The sequence below is a fragment of the Dickeya sp. ws52 genome (assembly GCF_007210685.1).
GTDB classification, from domain to species: Bacteria; Pseudomonadota; Gammaproteobacteria; order Enterobacterales; family Enterobacteriaceae; genus Dickeya; species Dickeya chrysanthemi.
Window position 1 is genome coordinate 29,079 of the sequence record NZ_SZVX01000021.1, and the last position, 19,926, is coordinate 49,004.

16 protein-coding genes and 1 pseudogene are annotated in these 19,926 nt (G+C 56.0%); 11 read left to right on the forward strand and 6 right to left on the reverse strand.

Features of this window, described 5'->3' with window-relative positions:
* Positions 1-9: 9 nt before the first annotated feature.
* The 3 genes and pseudogenes from cybB to FDP13_RS17850 all read right to left on the reverse strand — a co-directional run bounded on the left by cybB (position 10) and on the right by FDP13_RS17850 (position 2,061).
* Complete coding sequence (gene cybB, locus FDP13_RS17840; protein ID WP_012768729.1) at positions 10-543, reverse strand: cytochrome b561; 534 nt, start codon at positions 541-543, stop codon at positions 10-12.
* Positions 544-1,154: 611 nt separating this feature from the next.
* Positions 1,155-1,307 (reverse strand): annotated as a pseudogene (locus FDP13_RS17845) (LysE family translocator); the annotation flags it as partial.
* 100 nt (positions 1,308-1,407) lie between these two features.
* Positions 1,408-2,061 (reverse strand): hypothetical protein, encoded by a 654-nt coding sequence (locus FDP13_RS17850; RefSeq protein WP_027711175.1) that lies wholly within the window; start codon positions 2,059-2,061, stop codon positions 1,408-1,410.
* 334 nt (positions 2,062-2,395) lie between these two features.
* Between FDP13_RS17850 and FDP13_RS17855 the strand changes: the two genes are divergently transcribed.
* The 3 genes from FDP13_RS17855 (at position 2,396) to FDP13_RS17870 (ending at position 6,140) form a co-directional block, all read left to right on the forward strand.
* Entirely contained in the window at positions 2,396-3,169 is a 774-nt protein-coding gene (locus FDP13_RS17855) for a (S)-acetoin forming diacetyl reductase (RefSeq protein ID WP_012768726.1), read from the forward strand.
* A gap of 769 nt (positions 3,170-3,938) precedes the next feature.
* Positions 3,939-5,486: a catalase KatB gene (gene katB / locus FDP13_RS17865; RefSeq protein ID WP_033575741.1), complete on the forward strand. Its 1,548-nt coding sequence runs from the start codon at positions 3,939-3,941 to the stop codon at positions 5,484-5,486.
* Positions 5,487-5,546: 60 nt separating this feature from the next.
* Positions 5,547-6,140, forward strand: coding sequence for an ankyrin repeat domain-containing protein (locus FDP13_RS17870; protein ID WP_143840050.1), 594 nt, complete (start codon positions 5,547-5,549; stop codon positions 6,138-6,140).
* Between the two features lie 88 nt (positions 6,141-6,228).
* On the opposite strand, the gene mgtS is transcribed toward FDP13_RS17870, so the two are convergent.
* Positions 6,229-6,324, reverse strand: a complete 96-nt coding sequence (gene mgtS / locus FDP13_RS17875) for a protein MgtS (RefSeq protein WP_012768723.1) — start codon at positions 6,322-6,324, stop codon at positions 6,229-6,231.
* Positions 6,325-7,191: 867 nt separating this feature from the next.
* Between mgtS and ytfQ the strand changes: the two genes are divergently transcribed.
* The 8 genes from ytfQ to eutR all read left to right on the forward strand — a co-directional run bounded on the left by ytfQ (position 7,192) and on the right by eutR (position 18,567).
* Positions 7,192-8,148: a galactofuranose ABC transporter, galactofuranose-binding protein YtfQ gene (gene ytfQ, locus FDP13_RS17880; protein ID WP_143840051.1), complete on the forward strand. Its 957-nt coding sequence runs from the start codon at positions 7,192-7,194 to the stop codon at positions 8,146-8,148.
* Positions 8,149-8,217: 69 nt separating this feature from the next.
* A complete protein-coding gene (ytfR, locus tag FDP13_RS17885; RefSeq protein ID WP_143840052.1) occupies positions 8,218-9,720 on the forward strand; it encodes a galactofuranose ABC transporter, ATP-binding protein YtfR in 1,503 nt (500 codons plus the stop codon).
* 13 nt (positions 9,721-9,733) lie between these two features.
* Positions 9,734-10,771, forward strand: coding sequence for a galactofuranose ABC transporter, ATP-binding protein YtfT (gene ytfT, locus FDP13_RS17890; protein ID WP_143840053.1), 1,038 nt, complete (start codon positions 9,734-9,736; stop codon positions 10,769-10,771).
* Positions 10,758-11,750, forward strand: coding sequence for a galactofuranose ABC transporter, permease protein YjfF (yjfF, locus tag FDP13_RS17895; RefSeq protein WP_143840054.1), 993 nt, complete (start codon positions 10,758-10,760; stop codon positions 11,748-11,750). Before ytfT ends, yjfF begins: the two co-directional genes overlap by 14 nt.
* A gap of 478 nt (positions 11,751-12,228) precedes the next feature.
* Positions 12,229-13,653, forward strand: coding sequence for a phosphatidylserine decarboxylase family protein (locus tag FDP13_RS17900; protein ID WP_033575745.1), 1,425 nt, complete (start codon positions 12,229-12,231; stop codon positions 13,651-13,653).
* Between the two features lie 99 nt (positions 13,654-13,752).
* Positions 13,753-15,441, forward strand: a complete 1,689-nt coding sequence (locus FDP13_RS17905; protein ID WP_143840055.1) for a dipeptidase — start codon at positions 13,753-13,755, stop codon at positions 15,439-15,441.
* Between the two features lie 507 nt (positions 15,442-15,948).
* On the forward strand, positions 15,949-17,295 hold the full coding sequence (locus tag FDP13_RS17910; RefSeq protein ID WP_234424433.1) for an aldehyde dehydrogenase family protein: 1,347 nt from the start codon (positions 15,949-15,951) through the stop codon (positions 17,293-17,295).
* 228 nt (positions 17,296-17,523) lie between these two features.
* Entirely contained in the window at positions 17,524-18,567 is a 1,044-nt protein-coding gene (gene eutR / locus FDP13_RS17915; protein ID WP_033575747.1) for an HTH-type transcriptional regulator EutR, read from the forward strand.
* A gap of 70 nt (positions 18,568-18,637) precedes the next feature.
* Here the strand turns inward: eutR and yjiA are convergent, their stop codons facing one another.
* Positions 18,638-19,603 carry a GTPase gene (gene yjiA / locus FDP13_RS17920; RefSeq protein ID WP_027711164.1) on the reverse strand — a complete coding sequence of 322 codons (966 nt, stop codon included), beginning with the start codon at positions 19,601-19,603 and terminating at the stop codon, positions 18,638-18,640.
* A gap of 31 nt (positions 19,604-19,634) precedes the next feature.
* Complete coding sequence (locus FDP13_RS17925) at positions 19,635-19,838, reverse strand: YbdD/YjiX family protein (protein ID WP_012768713.1); 204 nt, start codon at positions 19,836-19,838, stop codon at positions 19,635-19,637.
* Between the last annotated feature and the right edge of the window lie 88 nt (positions 19,839-19,926).

The following is a 19,926-nucleotide window of genomic DNA, read 5'->3' on the forward strand; positions in this document are numbered from 1 at the left end:
TCGACGATATTATTTTTTGTCAGGCATCATGCGCAATAGCGTATCGTCACGCACCACATAGTGATGATACAGCGCAGCAACGGCATGGAACCCCACCAGGAAATAGCCGGCATTGGCAATCAGCTCATGGATGTTCAGTAAAATTTCTTTCATGTCTTCGTTCGGCTCTGCCGCTATCGGCATCGCAATACCGAATACTGACCAGTCGGCGCCACGGTAGTACATTCCCACCACACCTAATATCGGCAGCGCCAAAAACATCAGATACAGAAAGCCATGTACGGCATGGGAAGCGATCACCAGCAACCGATCCGGTCGAGGGGTGATGGGAGGGGTCGGATAACGAAAGCGCTGCACCACTCTCAGGATCATCAGCACCCATACGGAAACACCACAACTGTAGTGAATCGTCGACATTAATGCTCGAGCACTACTTCCACGCGGAGCAAAACCACGCAGTTCCATCGCGGCGTAGGTGACTACGACCAACAGTAATGCCAGCCAGTGCAATGCTATCTGAGATGAATGATACTTAGTCTTCATGGAATTCCTTCTCTGTATGGACATACAATCAATGTGAATATATACCCAAAATAATTCGAGTTGCAGGACAACACGCTTGCGTGTTGAACAACGCAGTGCGTTGGCCCGACAGGGCAAGGCTCGTTAAGAGCCTTGTAACGCGGCAAGAGAGTAAATCCCGATGAGCTTACTCAGGTAAGTGATTCGGGTGAACGAACGCAGCCAACGCACCTGCAACTTGAAGTATGACGGGTATGGACGCATACAGCCTAACGTCACTCTATTAAGCCAACCTTAGTTTTAATGATTACCGCGTTTTAATGATTACCGCGCGACTTTTTAGCCAGGCGCTACTCCTTCTATACTGTACTGCAGACAAAAAAATCCCGCCTTAAGCGAAGGCGGGAAAAACTACTCTCTGACAGGGATGAATAACACAACATCAACAAGGGTTGAGACAAACATTACCAGCCCCAGTGTATAGAACTGTCATCCGTCAGTAAGGTTGGTTGGCAGGATGTAAGTCGAATTTGGTGCGGATAACATCACCTGACAGAGGGAAATCCACGGAAAAAGGCCGCAAAGTTACGGCTACGCGCAGGTAGGAAGCAGCGGTCATGTCATATAGAACAAAAACCCAACACCACGCCAGATAACGATACCAGACCGGCTCTGCGCCCCTGGCACACCGTGCGCGAGAGCAGGTAAATCATATTCGGGCCGGGTGTCAGCACCAGACCTAAAGCAATCGCAGCAAACGGCAACCACTGGGATAGACTGACCATCGTTAACCTCGTTGATCCACTCAAAATCGTCACTGTTCCCAGCATCGGGTTCAGGCGTCTTTTATGTTATACCGCACTCAGGCACCGCAGACGCAACCACTCACTCCGCCGGAGGATAGTGATAATCCCAGCGGAAAAAACCGTGATCCTGAAACGAACCAGACTGTAACGACTGCTTGCGCGTTTTGACATAGTTTGGCGGCGGGCAGGTTACGTTGCACATCCAGTAGCCGGGAAACCAGCCCTCCATGCCGGGTAACAGCGCTATTTGCGTATCGAACGGATTCAGTTCAGGTAGCGAGTAGTAAACGAATTCACCGATAGAGTGTTCAATCCACTCTTCGGCACTGCCCAATTCCGTTAGCGGGTTGGGATGCAACGGTGAACGGGCCAGATCGACAAACTCTTTGACGTGGTTCATGGACCAGCCGCAGAACTCCAGCGAACGCGGCCGTTCCGCCATTTCATACAGTCGATCTACCGAGATTTCCGGCAACGGATCAGGCTGTTCGGGGAAAAACTCGTTGTGCTTTTGCAGGCATAGCAACAGGTAGGATGCAACCAGCGCCCCCAACTCATGGATCACCAGCGCCGGGTGCTCACCCGCACCGCCGCCGATAATCAAATTGTCTGGCGTACATGAAAAATCATCCGCTCCCCAGGGAGAATCCGTCACGTCCTCCAGCGGATGATAGATTGGCAATCCGTTCAGAAAACCAACCAGTTCGTGTTTGATGGTATCGATGTAGCTCATGGTTACCGGCTTTTAAACAGTCATATAAGACAGATATCGGCGGGACATGGCCCGGGTGATGTTCTTCGCAGGGTACACTGTGTTTATCGCCTTCTCCAGACCAATCTTTATCACCTAAGCGGCGATCCCCCGACATGCCACATCTCTCTTCGGCAGCATAAAAAATCAAAAATACCACCGTCTATAGATGTCATCAGCACATTTGTTTTTAAGTGAGAATAGTTAGTCTATTAAACTGATAGTCTTCGATATTTACTATAAGTTTTCATTCCCGTTACTACGCGCTAGCCTGCCCGCAGAAGCTGTTCTTTCATTCACAACACAGGAAAAGACCATGAAACAAAAAGTCGCATTGGTCACTGGCGCAGGTCAGGGAATCGGCCGGGCCATTGCTCTTCGTCTGGCAAAAGACGGTTTTGCCGTCGCCGCCGTGGATTATAACGGTGATACCGCCGGCCAGGTAGCGCAGGAAATCAGGCAGCACGGCGGCAACGCCATTGCACTGATTGCGGATGTCTCCGACCGCGACCAGGTATTCCATGCGGTTCGTACCGCGCACAAACAACTGGGCGGCTTTCACGTGATCGTCAATAACGCCGGTATCGCCCCGACGACGCTAATCGAAGATATCACGCCGGAAATCGTTGATAAGGTATACAACATCAACGTGAAAGGCGTCATCTGGGGCATACAGGCTGCGCTGGAGGCGTTTAAAGCTCAGGGGCAAGGCGGGAAAATTATCAATGCAGCATCCCAGGCAGGCCACGTCGGCAACCCGGAACTGGCGGTTTACAGCTCCAGTAAATTCGCCGTACGTGGTCTGACGCAAACCGCTGCACGCGATTTGGCGCCGCTGGGCATTACCGTCAATGCTTACTGCCCAGGCATCGTTAAAACGCCAATGTGGGAAGAGATTGACCGCCAGATTTCCGAAGCGGCGGGCAAACCGCTCGGCTACGGCACGGCCGAGTTCGCCAAACGCATCACATTGGGTCGTTTGTCCGAGCCGGAAGATGTCGCCGCCTGCGTCTCCTACCTTGCCGGCCCTGACTCCGACTACATGACCGGCCAGGCGTTGCTGATCGACGGCGGTATGGTATTTAACTAAGTAGGATATTTCACTATACCCAAAATAATTCGAGTTGCAGGAAGGCGGCAACGCAGCGAATCCCCAGTCACTTACTCAAGTAAGTGACTGGGGTGAGCGACAAATCTGCCGGGAGCAGATTTGAACGCAGCTTGCTGCGGCCCTGAAAGGGCGAGGCCCCAGGATGGGCCGAGTAATAAAGCCAACGCACCTGCAACTTGAAGTATGACGGGTATAAATAGGGTATTTCACTCAATGTGCACGACGGCATAGCTCGTCGTGCGTTTTATACCGTTATGCCGGCAGGCTTCAACACATCTCGCCATACGGCGAGGGGTGTTTCTTCCCTTCCCCTCTTCCGGCCCGTGCGTAATGCAAACAGCAGTAACACCGTCGCGGCCGGTGCTATCGGTTTTTCAACCTTGTCTATGGCGGCCTTCACCCTTTTAGCGACTCCCTACTCAGGGAATGCCTATTAATTCGATAGAAACAACTGCCGTTATCCATTTTGTCAAAAACGGTAAAGTAGCCACTGTTGCTGTAGGCGTTGAGACTCTCCAGTAACAGCGGCGGTTAACCAGACTACCGACCATGAGCGGAAACCTCTCACACCCCGTCATGACGACAGGGAGCGAACGATAGATAAACCGCATTCACCAACAGGGCATCGGTATTATCAAGGTCTCTGATGGAGAATCTTCTCTGCTTATAGCTTCGAGCAGTGCAATGGAATCACAGCAATAACCAAACCCTATTGTTGATAATAATCATACGGAAGATGAGGAAAGTTATGAGCAATCGCACCTCCACATATCGTGTCCCCGGCTGGAAAAAACCGCTGGCGATCATCATTTCACTCTTAATCGCCTCCCCGGTATTGGCGGATACCCTGACCCGCGATAATGGCGCACCGGTGGGCGACAACCAAAACTCGCAAACCGCGGGTCCCAACGGCCCGGTTTTACTGCAAGATGTCCAACTGTTGCAGAAGCTGCAACGTTTTGATCGTGAACGTATTCCGGAACGCGTGGTACATGCCCGCGGCACCGGCGCACATGGGGAATTCACCGCTACGGAAGATATTTCGGATCTGACTATCGCCCAGGTGTTCAAAAAAGGCAGTGAAACCCCCGTATTCGTACGTTTCTCAAGCGTAGTGCACGGCAATCACTCTCCGGAAACCCTGCGTGACCCACGCGGCTTCGCCACCAAGTTCTATACCACACAAGGCAACTGGGATCTGGTAGGCAATAATTTCCCGACTTTCTTCATTCGCGACGCCATTAAATTCCCGGATATGGTGCACGCGTTCAAACCCGACCCGCGTACCAATCAGGATAATGACGGACGCCGGTTTGATTTCTTCTCTCACGTTCCGGAATCTATTCGTACCCTGACCTTGCTCTACTCCAACGAAGGCACGCCGGCCAGTTATCGCAACATGGACGGCAACGGCGTTCATGCCTACAAGCTGGTTAATGCCAAAGGTGAAGTGCATTACGTCAAGTTCCACTGGAAGACGCTGCAAGGCGTGAAAAATCTCGATCCCAAACAGGTAGAGGACGTTCAGGGCAAGGATTACAGCCACATGACCAACGATCTGGTCGCGGCTATCAACCGTGGCGACTACCCGAAGTGGGATCTTTACATCCAGGTGCTGACGCCGGACGATCTGGCTAAATTTGATTTCAACCCGCTGGATGCCACCAAAATCTGGCCCGGCGTACCGGAACGTAAAATCGGCCAGATGGTGCTGAACAAGAATCCGGACAACTTCTTCCAGGAAACCGAGCAAGTTGCCATGGCGCCGGCCAACCTGGTTCCGGGTATCGAACCGTCTGAAGATCGGCTGTTGCAAGGCCGCCTGTTCTCCTACGCCGATACCCAAATGTACCGCCTGGGCGCTAACGGCCTGAGCTTGCCTATCAATGCTCCGCTGAAAAAAGCCAATAATATCAATCAGGATGGCAGCCTGAATAGCGGTCATACGCAAGACAAAGGCGTTAATTACCAGCCAAGCCGGCTGTATCCACGCGAAGAGTTGGCTTCCGCCCGCTACAGCCAGACGCCGCTGAACGGCACCACGCAGCAGCGTAAAATCCAGAAAGAGCAGAATTTCAAACAGACCGGCGAACTCTATCGCTCGTACAGTAAAAAAGATCAGGATGATCTGGTGCAAAGCCTTGGGTCCGCACTGGCGATGGCCGATACCGAAAGTAAAACCATCATGCTTTCTTACTTCTATAAGGCTGATGCAACCTACGGGACTCGCCTGACCAGCGTCGCCAAAGGTGACCTGAGTAAAGTGCAGTCACTGGCCGGCAAACTGGCCGACTAAGGGAATATCGCCGCCCGGCGCCCTCATCCGGGCGGCGATAATGACAAGGGAGTCGTCGTCATGAAACCGATTCATGTTCTTTTTTGCTTACTGGCGTTCACGCAGGCAACCGCACAGGCACAGCCAGCGGCGCTGCCGGTAACGCCGCCGGCCTCGCACATCGCGACAGCCACACCGCCAAGGGCGAATGAGCAGCAGATAAAAAGCCAGCTCAACCAATATTTATGGGATGCCGCCCGCACCGGCAACAACGCCGTCATTCAGGAATTTGCCGACGCGGGCTACAACCTCAATGCCCGGGATGAAAAAGGCTACACCGCCGTCATTCTGGCGGCTTATCACGGCTATTACGATACCGTATCGCTGTTGCTCAACCGCGGCGCCGACCCTTGCCTGCAAGATAATCGCGGTAATACCGCACTGATGGGCGCCGTATTTAAAGGTGAACTAAAGATTGCCCACTTATTGCTGAATGCAACATGTAATCCGGATACCCGCAATAACGTCGGGCAAACGGCGGCAATGTATGCATCGCTGTTTCAGCGCACGGAAATTCTCAAAGCGTTGCAGGAAAAAGGGGCGGATATGAACGCGACCGATGCGCTGGGTAATAGCGTGCAGGCGCTCGGAAAAGGTGAAGTAAAAGGGCAGTAGCCAAAACGTGCCGACTAAAACGACACGCCCCGCATGAAGCCATTATATTCAGGCGGGGCGTGTGATATCAGACTGGGTTAGCATGGATTCAGTCATCCCATTTGGGGCTTAGAAATGCGGCCAGAAATCCCGGTACAACAATCACGGCCAGAATCGCCAAATAAACAGTAATCTGTTCGAACATAACAACCTCCTACGTCAACATGTCAAGCAACCTCATGGTTCCACCGCACATTCATCGATCAGACATTCACTCATTACACACAGATTTTATCGTCCGAAAGTTAAGCGAACATTAACGTTTTATTGAACATTAAAAAATAGGACCAGGACGAAAGCCCCAAAACACCCCTCTTCTCGCCTCTCTCAACCGCTACTTTCAATGAGTCACATCCCGATGCATAACACAAAAAACAATAACCAATTGTTTTTAAAAATCTAATCACTTTTAGTCACGAAGGGAATTATACGCGAGCATATATAAAAATAGTGTAATGAATTTTATTGATAATAATAAAAATCTATATTTATTGTCAGTAATGCCGTGCAATAAAACCCGCCCACATCCGTCAGTAGACATAAGAAAAATACACTATTCGTATGACGTATTCTTTACCTGATGCTGGAGCGAACCATCAGGGACACCTTAAATATCCATATTCCGGGTGCATTCCTGAAAAATAAAACAGACCATCGGGAAATCAGCCGATAGTCGTTATATTTATTCAGTCTTAATCAATACCCTTATTAAAAAATGACGTCGTTAATAGAAAGCCAGGCCGTCCTCTCCCGTTGTGAAAAAATGACCTAAAACAATATTTGCGTGGGGTCACAGATTCTTCGCTGACGGCTATTTTATCCATAAGATCAGCGAATACGCCCTGACCCTCTTCCGGCGGCAAAAACTACTGTTTTGTTATGAGCGTTTAGCAGAGGAAAAATCCCCCCGCCTGCCGTACCCCAGGATCGGGGCAATCCTGAATACCGAATAACACCGTTATCCCCAAGAATGAAAAACCGATAGCCAATGATAACCAGAGAGGACACTTTTATGTGGAAACGCGTCATTTTAGCTTCAGCTGTGTGTGCGTCCTTGTCATCGGTCGCGCTGGCCGCGCCGTTAACGGTGGGATTTTCTCAAGTCGGCTCGGAATCAGGCTGGCGCGCGGCGGAAACCACGGTCGCGAAAGAACAGGCAAAAGCGCGCGGTATTAACCTGAAAATAGCCGATGCTCAGCAAAAACAGGAAAACCAGATCAAGGCGGTACGTTCCTTTATCGCACAAGGGGTGGATGCTATTTTCATTGCCCCCGTCGTGGCGACCGGCTGGGAGCCGGTGCTGAAAGAAGCCAAAGAAGCCAAAATCCCGGTGATCCTGCTGGACCGCGGTATCGACGTCAAAGATGACTCGCTGTATCTCACCACCGTACGTGCCGACAATATCAAGGAAGGAGCATTAATTGGCGAGTGGCTGATTAACAATGAAAACGGTAAAAACTGTAATGTCGTGCAGTTAGAAGGCACCGTCGGTGCCAGCGTCGCCATTGACCGTAAAAAAGGCTTTGAAAGCGCTATCGCCAAAACACCCAATATTAAAATTATCCGTTCCCAGTCCGGCGATTTTACCCGCAGCGGCGGCAAGCAGGTAATGGAAAGTTTTATTAAGTCAGAAAATAACGGCAAGAATATCTGCATGGTTTTCGCCCATAACGACGATATGGTGATCGGTGCTATTCAGGCTATTAAGGAAGCCGGGTTAAAACCGGGAAAAGATATTCTGACCGGTTCGATTGACGGCGTACCGGATATTTTCCGCGCCATGCTGGCCGGTGAAGCCAATGTTTCGGTCGAGCTAACCCCCAATATGGCAGGACCGGCGTTTGACGCGCTGGAAAAATATAAAAAGGATGGCACATTGCCGGCCAAACTGATTCTGACCCCCTCCACCTTGTTCAAACCCGACAGCGCACAGACCGAGCTCGATAAGAAAAAGAACATGGGATATTGATCGTTTATCGTCATCTCCGTCCTGCCACTGCCGTGGCAGGACATTGCCGGTTTTGTGAGGGGGAATCCCATGAACAATTTCGACAACCAGGACATCCTGCGTACGGAAGGGCTGAGCAAATTTTTTCCCGGTGTAAAAGCGCTCGACAACGTCGATTTCAGCCTGCGGCGTGGTGAAATCATGGCGCTGCTGGGGGAAAACGGCGCAGGGAAATCCACATTGATCAAAACGCTCACCGGGGTGTATCAACGGGATGCCGGCGCGATTTACCTTGAAGGGCAGTCTATCTCGCCGAAAAATACCGCCCACGCCCAGCAACTGGGGATCGGCACGGTGTATCAGGAAGTGAATCTGCTGCCCAATTTGTCGGTGGCGGATAACCTGTTTATCGGCCGCGAACCCCGGCGCTTCGGATTATTGCAACGCGCCGAGATGGAAAAACGCGCGGCGGCGCTGATGTCTTCCTACGGTTTCGAGCTGGATGTGCGCGAACCACTGAACCGCTTTTCGGTAGCAATGCAGCAAATCGTCGCCATCTGCCGCGCTATCGATCTTTCCGCCAAGGTATTGATCCTTGATGAACCCACCGCCAGCCTCGACACGCAGGAAGTGGAGATGCTGTTCACCCTGATGCGTCAGTTGCGCGATCAGGGCGTCAGCCTGATCTTCGTCACCCATTTTCTCGACCAGGTTTATCAGGTGACCGACCGCATCACCGTGCTGCGCAACGGCGCGTTCGTCGGCACCCGCGATACCGCCTCACTGCCGCAAATAGAACTGGTGAAAATGATGCTGGGGCGCGAACTGGAACAAAACGCGCTGCAACGCGCCGGGCGCACGCTGCTGAGCGACAAGCCGGTGGTGGAATTCACAGGCTACGGCAAAAAAGGCGTGATTGAACCGTTTGAACTGGCGGTACGACCGGGTGAAATCGTCGGCCTCGCCGGGTTGCTGGGCTCCGGGCGCACGGAAACCGCCGAAGTGATCTTCGGCATCAAACCGGCCGATCGCGGCGAAGCGGTGATCAAAGGCAAACCGCAGACGCTGCGCTCGCCGCATCAGGCATCCTGCCTTGGCATCGGCTTTTGCCCGGAAGATCGTAAAACCGACGGCATCATCGCCGCCGCCTCCGTGCGGGAAAATATTATTCTGGCGTTGCAGGCGCAGCGCGGCTGGCTACGGCCGATCCCGCGCCGGGAACAGATAGCCATCGCCGAGCGGTTCATCCGCCAGCTTGGCATCCGCACGCCGAGTTCCGAGCAACCCATCGAATTACTGTCCGGCGGCAATCAACAGAAAGTGCTGCTATCCCGCTGGCTGCTGACCAAACCACAATTCCTGATCCTCGATGAACCGACGCGCGGCATCGACGTCGGCGCCCACGCCGAAATCATCCGGTTGATCGAAAGCCTGTGCGCCAACGGGCTGGCGCTGCTGGTGATCTCGTCCGAACTGGAGGAACTGGTGGGGTACGCCGACCGGGTGCTGATTATGCGTGACCGGCAGCAGGTGGCGGAAATCCCGCTCGACCAGCTATCCGTTTCCGCCATCATGAATGCCATCGCGGCATAAGGAGAGCAGGGTGATGCCTCGATCACTGATCAAGCCGGGCTCCGATAAGCGCCCGTTTCGCTGGCCGGCGCTGCGGTTATCACAAGGTACGCCGCAGATTGCCGCGCTGGTGCTGGTGTTGCTGGTAGACAGCCTGGTCGCCAGCCACTTTTTCCAAATCGTGGTGCAGGACGGCCGCCTGTTCGGCAGCCCCATCGATATTCTCAACCGGGCAGCGCCGGTGGCGTTGCTGGCGATCGGCATGACGCTGGTGATCGCCACCGGTGGGATTGACCTGTCGGTCGGCGCCATTATGGCAATCGCCGGCGCGGTGGCGGCGTCGCTCACCGTGCAGGGCTACAGCCTGGCGATGGTGCTGCTGGCCGCACTCGGCGTCGGTATGCTGGCCGGACTGTGGAACGGTATTCTGGTGGCGGTTCTGAAGATCCAGCCGTTCGTCGCGACCTTGATCTTGATGGTGGCCGGGCGTGGTATCGCTCAGTTGATCACCGCCGGGCAAATCGTCACGTTCAACTCGCCACCGCTGGCCTGGCTCGGCAGCGGTTCGCTGTTCTGGTTTCCCACGCCGGTGATCATCGCGCTGGTCACCTTGATTCTGTTCTGGCTGCTGGTGCGGCGCACCGCGCTGGGGCTGTTTATTGAATCGGTGGGGATCAATATTCGGGCGGCGAAAAACGCCGGGGTCAGCACCCGCATCATGGTCACGATGACTTACATGCTGAGCGGGCTATGTGCCGCCATCGCCGGGGTGATCGTCACCGCCGATATCCGCGGAGCCGACGCCAACAACGCCGGTCTGTGGCTGGAGCTGGACGCCATTCTCGCGGTGGTGATCGGTGGCGGCTCGCTGATGGGCGGGCGCTTCAATCTGGTGCTGTCGGTGGTGGGCGCGCTGATTATTCAAGGCATGAACACCGGCATTCTGTTGTCTGGTTTCCCGCCGGAACTGAATCAGGTGGTGAAAGCCATCGTGGTGTTGTGCGTACTGGTCGTCCAGTCGCCGCGTTTCATGGCCTTGCTGAAAGGAGCTGGACATCATGGTAAAGCGTAACCTGCCGCTGATGATCACGTTGGCGGTCTTCGTGCTGGGCTACCTGTACTGCCTGACGCAATTTCCGGGCTTTGCCTCCACCCGGGTGATTTGCAACATTCTTACCGATAACGCCTTTCTTGGCATCATCGCCGTCGGCATGACCTTTGTGATCCTCTCCGGCGGCATCGATCTGTCCGTCGGATCGGTGATCGCGTTTACCGGCGTGTTTCTTGCCAAAGCCATCGGCGTGTGGGGGCTGTCGCCGCTGGTGGCGTTCCCGTTGATCCTGCTGATGGGATGTGCTTTTGGCGCGTTCATGGGGCTACTCATCGATGCGTTAAAAATCCCGGCGTTTATTATCACGCTGGCGGGGATGTTCTTTCTGCGCGGCGCCAGTTATCTGGTGTCGAAAGAATCGCTGCCGATCAACCACCCGATCTATGAAACGCTCTCCAGCCTGGCGTGGACCATCCCCGGCGGCGGTCGGCTTAGCGCCATGGGGCTGCTGATGTTGATGGTGGTCGCCGTCGGCATCGTGCTGGCACGCCATACCCGCTTCGGCAATCAGGTTTACGCCATCGGCGGCAACAGCACCTCCGCTAATCTGATGGGCATTTCCACCCGCAGCACCACCCTTCGCATTTATATGCTGTCCACCGGGCTTGCGACCCTCGCCGGGATCGTATTTTCCATTTATACCTCGGCGGGGTATGCGCTGGCCGGGGTCGGCGTCGAGCTGGATGCCATCGCCTCGGTGGTGATCGGCGGTACGCTGCTGAGCGGCGGCGTCGGAACCGTGCTCGGCACGCTGTTCGGCGTAGCGATTCAGGGGCTGATCCAGACCTACATCAATTTCGACGGCACGCTGAGTTCCTGGTGGACCAAGATCGCCATCGGCGTGCTGTTGTTTGTGTTCATCGCCCTGCAACGCGGCCTGACCGCGCTGTGGGAAAACCGCCAGAATGCGCCGGTGCGCCGTATCGCCCCGCACGGATAACGGCAGCGCCCGCCGGTGGCAAACTTGCCATCGGCGGGAATACGCCTATGTTTGAATACAGGGATAGCGCATGTTGTCATCGGGCAACGACCCGACATCATCCCCGTCATACTTCAAGTTACAGGTGCGTTGGCTGCCCTCGCTCACCCCAGTCACTTACTTGAGTAAGCTCCCGGGGATTCGCTCTGTTGCCGCGTTACAAGGCTCTAATGAGCCTTGCCCTTACGGGCCAACGCGTTGCGTTGTTCAACACGCTAGCGTGTTGTCCTGCAACTTGAATTATTTAGGGTATATACCCATAGCGCTTTTCACCCTTGCCACCCTTCGCTTTCCTTTCTTCACACCACCAGGTTGTACGTTGTTCGAACATAACGAGACGAGGCTACCGTCAGCACGGCAGCAGCCTGTGCAACGGTCTTTTCCGGGTGGCGACACATTCATGGTTCGAGATTGACACGTTCTATCGAGAGGAAATGCTATGACTCACACCAAAAGCCACACAGCAAGCACACCTGAAACAGAGCAGTCGCCACATTACGAAAGCAGCGGGCACAGCCTGCTGACCCTGGATAACGCCGGGCCGATCCAGATGGGATTTTGGGTGCCCAACCGGGTATGGGCTACCGCCAAATTCCTGATACCGCTGCGCGAACATATCGCCAACAAAAAACAGACCAATACCCTGACGCCGATGCAGCCGGTGCTCCAGAACTTTAAAAACTGGGTCACCAACCATAGCGTCTACCGTATGTGGCTCAATAGCATGATCGAACAATCCAACGCTTATGTGGCTTCGCTGCCCGAATCCACCCGTAAGGAGATCAGCGACGATGGCGACGTCACCTGGATAGACAGCTATGACAGCTTCTTCGAGATCCTCAACGAAATCATCACCACCTCGCCGTCGTTCAACACCACCGCACAAGTCGGGACGCCGATGAATGCATTTCTGGCGGTCGCAATGGGCACAGAAGCAGGCGTGGCGCTATTCCACGATGCGACGTTCAACCAGCAGTTCCGTCAGGTGCTGGACGCCTGGAACAGCTTCCTGAAAAGCAGCGCCTCGCTCGACAAACTCGATATCGCACAACCAGAAAAACCCGGCTCCTGGATCTCCAAAGGCGCGTACCAAGCCGGCGTCTGGAACCAGATGCAGCACGACCCCAACCTGCCGGGTTACGGTTTCGCCAGTTGGAACGATTTCTTTATCCGTCAGTTCGTCCCCGGCGCACGCCCATTCCAGGGCGATCCGAATACCCAGATAGACATCGGCTGTGAAACCACGCCGTGGCGCTATGCCGACCAGTTGCAACTGGAGAGCCGGTTCTGGGTCAAAGACATTCCCTATTCGCTGCTCGATCTATTCGGTGGTCAGCGGCAATGGGCCAAACTGTTCGAGGGAGGGCAGCTCTATCAAGGTTTCCTCTCCGCTACCCATTATCATCGCTGGAACGCGCCGCTGGACGGTTTTCTGGTGCGTTCCTGGGTTGAACCGGGTACTTACTTCGCTCAACGTCCCGGACAGGGCGAAAATCAGGGCACCTGGGAAGGCACCGAGTCGCAGCCGTACCTCGGCCATGTGGCCGCGCGCGCGGTGTTTATCTTCCGGCACAAGACCTGCGGCTACGTGGCGCTCATCTGCATCGGCATGGTGGAAGTCTCCAGCTGCGTGATCGAACCCAGCACCTTTATCGTTGAAGAGAGCGCCGAACCGGTCGGCATCACCCGCGGCGTCGAAATCGGTCACTTCGAATTCGGCGGCTCGACCCACATGATGATCTTCCAGAAAGATCGGGTGGCGTTGGAAAAATGGGCCATCGACGCCGTTAGCCACCGCAACGATAAAAATCCCGTCCCGCTGGGCAGCGTGATCGCCACCGCGCTGGATAGCAAAGGCCAATAAGCGCCCGCTCCGGGCTCCGGCTGCGGTCGGGGCCCGTTTATCCACTCGGGCCGAAGCCCGCTCCTGCGTGCATCGGCTTCATTTAAGGTCAGGTAAACCATGTGTACCACAATGATTATCACCCGCGGCGCCACCGCCGATGGCTCCACGATGGTGACCCATTCGGACGATGACGAACTGTCGGATCAGCGCTTTATCTATGTACCGGCGCAGCACCATGCGCCGGGCAGCCGGCGCGGGATCATCGACGGCACCAACGTCAGCTATCCGCGCATCGTCAGCCAGGACCGGGGCGCCGGCTACCAGACGCCCGGTTGGCCGGAAACACCGATAATCGGCACCATTGCGCAGGTTGAGCACACCTACGCCTATTTCGACGGCAACTACGGCATCATGAACGAACATAATCTCATGTTCGGCGAATGCACCAACGGCGCCAAGTACGAACCGGCGCACGTCACAATGCAGCAAGCCGCCGAAAGCAACACCCACTGTCGCCTGTTCTACAGCGCCGAGTTGTCGCGCATTGCGTTGGAACGCTGCAAAACCGCTCGGGAAGCGGTGGAATTGATGGGGGCGTTGATTGACGAATACGGTTATTTCTCCACCGGCGAAACCTTGTTGGTTGCGGATGAAAGCGAAGGCTGGGTATTTGAAATGTGCGCGCTGCCGGATGAAATCTACCACTCGGCCTGGGTCGCGCAGCGCGTCCCGGACGGCACCGTCTTCGTAGCGGCCAACGAATTCCGTATCCGGGAAATCCGGCAGGACTCGCCGGATCAGCTGTTTTCCAACCACTTACTGCCCGGGTTGAAAAAAGTCGGCTGGGCAACGCCGGAACAAGGCCCGGTCGACTGGCTGAAATCGGTCAGTTGGGGGGAATACAACCACCCCTACTATTCGCTGCGCCGCGTCTGGCGCATCTTCGATCGCATCAATCCGGATCTCGGCCTCAGCCCGTGGGTGAACGGCGGCAGTTACACTACCGACTACCCGTTCTCGGTTACCCCCAAAACCCCGCTGGTCGCTCGCGACCTGTTCGCGCTGTACCGCGACCACTACGAAGGTACCCCGTTCGACCTGACCAAAGGCGTCGCGGCCGGACCCTATGGCGATCCCAACCGCTACGTCGGCCCCTACGACGGCAACCAGAACAATGTCTCCGCCGACCGTACGCTGCTCGGCGCCTGGGAACGCGCCATTTCGGTGTTCTATCAAGGTTATACCTACGTGGCGCAAACCCGCCCCGCGGCGCCGGAGCTGACCCGCGGCATTGTCTGGTTCGGCCCGGACGTGGCTTACACGACCTGTTTTGCGCCCTTCCCGACCAAACTCCCCGACCTGCCCGCCGCCTACCAAAGCGGCGATCCCCAGCAATTTGATCGCCGGGCGGCATGGTGGGCGTTCGATTTCGTTGCCAACTGGGCCCGACTCAATTATCAGCGGATGTACCACGTGGATATCCAGCCGTTGCAGCACACGCTGGAAGCGCAGCAAGACGCGCGCGTGGCACAGTGGGACAACGCCATGACGCAGCAGCCGGACCCGGCGCAACTGGCCCGGCTGTGCGAACAAAACACCGACGAGGTACTCGCCCGCTGGTGGGCGCTGGCGGATAGGCTGATCGCCAAATACTCCGATGGTTATATCAATTCACCGCCGTTGCGCCCGCAAAACCCGCCCGCCATTCCCATCGGTTACCCGGCTGACTGGTTGAGCATCACCAACTATTGCGACGGGCCGATAAGCTACGACATGCCGGTCACCCTGGCGGCACACCGCCGATGACGGCGCTACGGGGGCGTCGCTCCGCCCCCGTCTCATCCCGACGATTTCCGTTCTGTTAATCAGGCGTTTTTTTTTCGTGATCTCTTTCACCCTTTATGTCGACTTGCCGAATTTTGTTATTCGCTTTGGCGAGCCGTTGCCACAATAACCATAAGTCAACACAGGAACCACAAGTCAACACAGGAACCGAAAGCCAACACAGGAACCGCAAGCCAACACAGGAAACACCGGGCCGCCGCCATCCGTACTGGCGCGGCATAAATAATGGAAGGGTTCTCTCAAGGATGAGATTCCCCCGTCGCGACGCAGCCAGCCATGCCGGCAGCCTCTGTGCATACCGAGCCACACGCGGCCCGGCCTGCATAAGACACTGAATCCGCATCCGTACTTTTGACCACTGCACGTTTGATCAATCCGCTCCAGACCGGTGATCAACGACGCGTAACCAGGTGACATAACTAGAGGATAAGCCCTATGGAACACTCCGTGATCGAACCGACAGTACCGATGCCCCTGCCAGCGATGTTTGACGCGCCGAGCGGTATTTTCGACTCGCTTGACGACGCCGTTCAGGCCGCAACGCTGGCGCAACAGCAACTGAGCAGCGTCGAATTGCGCCAACAAGTCATTAAGGCCATTCGGGTCGCCGGCGAGCGCTATGCACAAGTGCTGGCGGAAATGGCGGTCGCCGAAACCGGCATGGGCCGCGTAGTCGATAAATACATCAAAAACGTATCGCAGGCGCGCCATACCCCCGGCATCGAATGCCTGTCGGCGGAAGTGCTGACCGGCGACAATGGCCTGACGTTAATTGAAAATGCGCCCTGGGGCGTCGTTGCGTCGGTCACGCCTTCGACCAACCCGGCGGCGACGGTGATCAACAACGCCATCAGCATGATCGCGGCCGGCAACAGCGTGGTGTTCGCACCCCATCCGTCGGCGAAAAATGTGTCATTACGCACCATCAGTCTGCTGAATAAAGCCATCGTCGCTACCGGTGGTCCGGAAAACCTGCTGGTTAGCGTTTCCGACCCTAACATCGAAACCGCGCAACGTCTGTTTCGCTACCCCGGCATCGGCCTGCTGGTGGTGACCGGCGGCGAAGCGGTGGTGGAAGCGGCACGCAAGCACACCGACAAACGGCTGATCGCTGCCGGCGCAGGCAACCCGCCGGTCGTGGTGGATGAAACGGCGGATATTCCGAAAGCAGCCCGCGCCATCGTTAAAGGCGCTTCATTCGACAACAACATTATCTGTGCCGATGAGAAAGTGCTGATCGTGGTAGACCGCGTAGCCGATGCGCTGTTGGCGGAAATGCAGCGCAACAACGCCGTGCTGCTCACGCCGGAGCAAACCGAACGCTTGCTGCCGGCACTGTTGAGCGACATTGACGAGCAGGGTAAAGGCCGCGTCAACCGCGACTATGTCGGGCGCGATGCCGCCAAACTTGCCGCCGCCATCGGCCTGGAGGTCAGCGAGCACACTCGCTTGCTGTTGGCGGAAACCGACGCCGACCACCCGTTTGCCGTCACCGAGCTGATGATGCCGGTGCTGCCGGTTATCAGGGTGAAGAACGTGGATGACGCCATCGCGCTGGCGGTGAAGCTGGAGAGCGGTTGTCGCCACACCGCCGCGATGCATTCCACCAATATCAGAAACCTGAACCGCATGGCCAATGCCATCAATACCAGTATTTTCGTGAAAAACGGCCCTTGTATCGCCGGTCTGGGATTGGGCGGCGAAGGCTGGACTTCCATGACGATTTCGACGCCGACCGGCGAAGGCGTGACTTCGGCGCGCACCTTTGTACGTCTGCGTCGCTGTGTGCTGGTGGATATGTTCCGTATCGCCTGAATACGTTCATCTCGTTATTGCCGTTGGCGAATTGCCGTTGGTGAATCGCCGACGGCAATCCCCCCCGCCACAGCCACAAGGGAGAGAAACCAAGGAAGTGATACGAGGACGGGCCTGCCAGCGAGAAGGTAAAGTGTGCTTTAGCGCCTGTTCCTCCAAAACCGAATGCCGTATAACGGGTGATGCTTTGCAGACCCTGCCCGACATTGTCACGGAGGTGAGCTGACGATGAAACACAATCCGGTCAACCTGCACCATCTGGATGCAGAACGCCGTTTCCCGGCGGCAACGGCGGTATCGCCGGACGATAACGTCCATCAGCGACAGACACAGGATGTCTATGCCCAGTCCCGCACCATCACCGCCTGGCAACAGATTTACGATCAGGTTTCGCCGGGCCACTTTCAGGGGGAATTACGCGAAATCCTGCTCGACGGCATCCAGCTCTGCCACGAATACACCAATCTGGCGTTGCGCCAGTCCTGCATGATATGGCCGGACTCTTTCTGGTTCGGCATTCCCGCTCGCCATGCCGGCACCGGCTTCATCGGATCTCAGCCCATCGGCAACGGCGCGATTGCCGTCAGCCCCGGCGGCAAAGAATTCGAACTGAACACGCCGGATGATTACGCCATTCTGGGCGTGGCTATCTCCCGCGACGAACTGTTGCAATACACCGATGTGCTTGAAGAGCCGGAACAACTCACCCGGCTGCTGGCGCAGAGCGCCACCTTGTTGGTGGAACCGCACAGGCGGGAAATCCTCTGGTCATTCGTACGCGAAGCGCTGTGGTATGGCTGCAACGAGCCGCAACGTTTGCAGCATAGCAACACGGCCAAAGTAATGAAGCACAACCTGCTGACCACGGTAATCTCGTTTCTGGAAAGCGCCCAGCCGGCCGACGCCAGCTCCGCACATACCGATAAACGCATCGGCTATCGCAGCCTGATCGGCCGCGCCAGAGAATACGTACTCAGCCAGCAGTCGGAGCCGGTCACGGTGCTCGATCTGTGCCGCCGCCTGCACGTCAGCCGCCGCACGTTGCAAAATGCTTTCTGCGATGTCATGGGGTGTGGTCCCAACGCCTGGCTGAAGATGATCCGCCTTAATGCGGTTCGCCGCGAGCTGGTCAGCCCCTACTCCCGTCATCACACCGTGCAGGACGCCGCAATGCAGTGGGGGTTCTGGCACCTGAGCCAGTTCGCCTGCGACTACCAGCGGCTATTCAATGAAAAACCATCGGTGACGCTCAAAGCACGGCTGGCAAGGTAAGGAAGAAAACAACGATAGGCTGAAACAAGGAAGGTGGGGGTTGCCGGATGCGTTATCACCCGGCAAGCATTCATGATGCATTCAGCGCATCGAATGCGCGGCGGATATCGTCTTCCGGCAGCCGGATGCCGATAAATACCATCACGCTTTCGCGCGGTTCGTCCGCGTTCCATGGGCGATCCCAATCGGCGCTGTAGAGCCGTTGTACCCCCTGAAACAACAAGCGGCGATCATCATCGGCGATCGCCAGCACGCCTTTATAACGCAACAGGTTGTCGGCGCAATTCACCAGCAGTTGCTCCATCACCGCCGATACCGCCGCCATCTCCACCGGGCGCGTCAGTTGCACCACCAGTGAGGTGATGGCGTTATCCTGTTCGATCAACGGCCGGAAACGCGGCAGAGATACCGGCAAACGGTCGTTGAGCATGAAACCGTCCACCCCGAAGATCTGCCGGTGGTCGATCTCGCCGTTGAGCACCCGATGCAGCGTGGCACGCGCATTGATACGCGCCAGTCTCGCTTCCAGCGCCTGGGTATCCCCCGCCAGATCGGTCTTGGTCAGCAAAATCCGGTCGGCGTAGCCTACCTGCGCCTGCGCCACGGTATGCCGGTTCAGTTGATCGTCGGCATGAACCGCATCGACCAGCGCGATCACCCCGTCCAGCAGGAAACGCTGGCTCAGGCGTTCGTCGGAAAAAAAGGTTTGAATCACCGGCCCCGGATCAGCCATGCCGGTACACTCGATCACCAGCCGCTCGAATATCAGCTCGCCGCTGTCGACCCCATCCAGCAGATCATGCAGCGCATCCGACAGTTCATTGGCGCTGCTGCAACAGATGCAGCCGTTGCTCAGGGTGGTGATACGCGTGGCCCGGTCGCCCAGCAAGGCATCATCAATCGCCACCGCGCCGAATTCATTTTCAATCACCGCGATCTTTTCACCGTGATCGACATGCAGCAGATGCCGCAACAGCGTCGTTTTACCGGCACCGAGAAAACCGGTGAGAATCGTCGCGGGTAATACGTTAGCCATCATCAAAAAACTCCTTATCGCGCTCAGACGTTCAACAGCATCGGAAACCGCCTTTGCCGCTGCCGCCATAGCGGGCCTGCTGGCGCTCGCGGAAAAACTCCTCGTAGCTCATCACATCCTGGTCCGGGTGGTTGGTCTGCATATGCTGCACGTAGTTATCATAATCCGGGATGCCCACCAGCATTCTGGCGGCCTGCCCCAGATATTTTCCCGCTTTCCCAAGGTTTCCGAACATATCGCCCTCTCTTTGTGTGAGCGCCTGATAGATATGAGCATCGACAGACATGAACGCCGACAGGCCCATGCAGGCGCCTGTCGGCGGT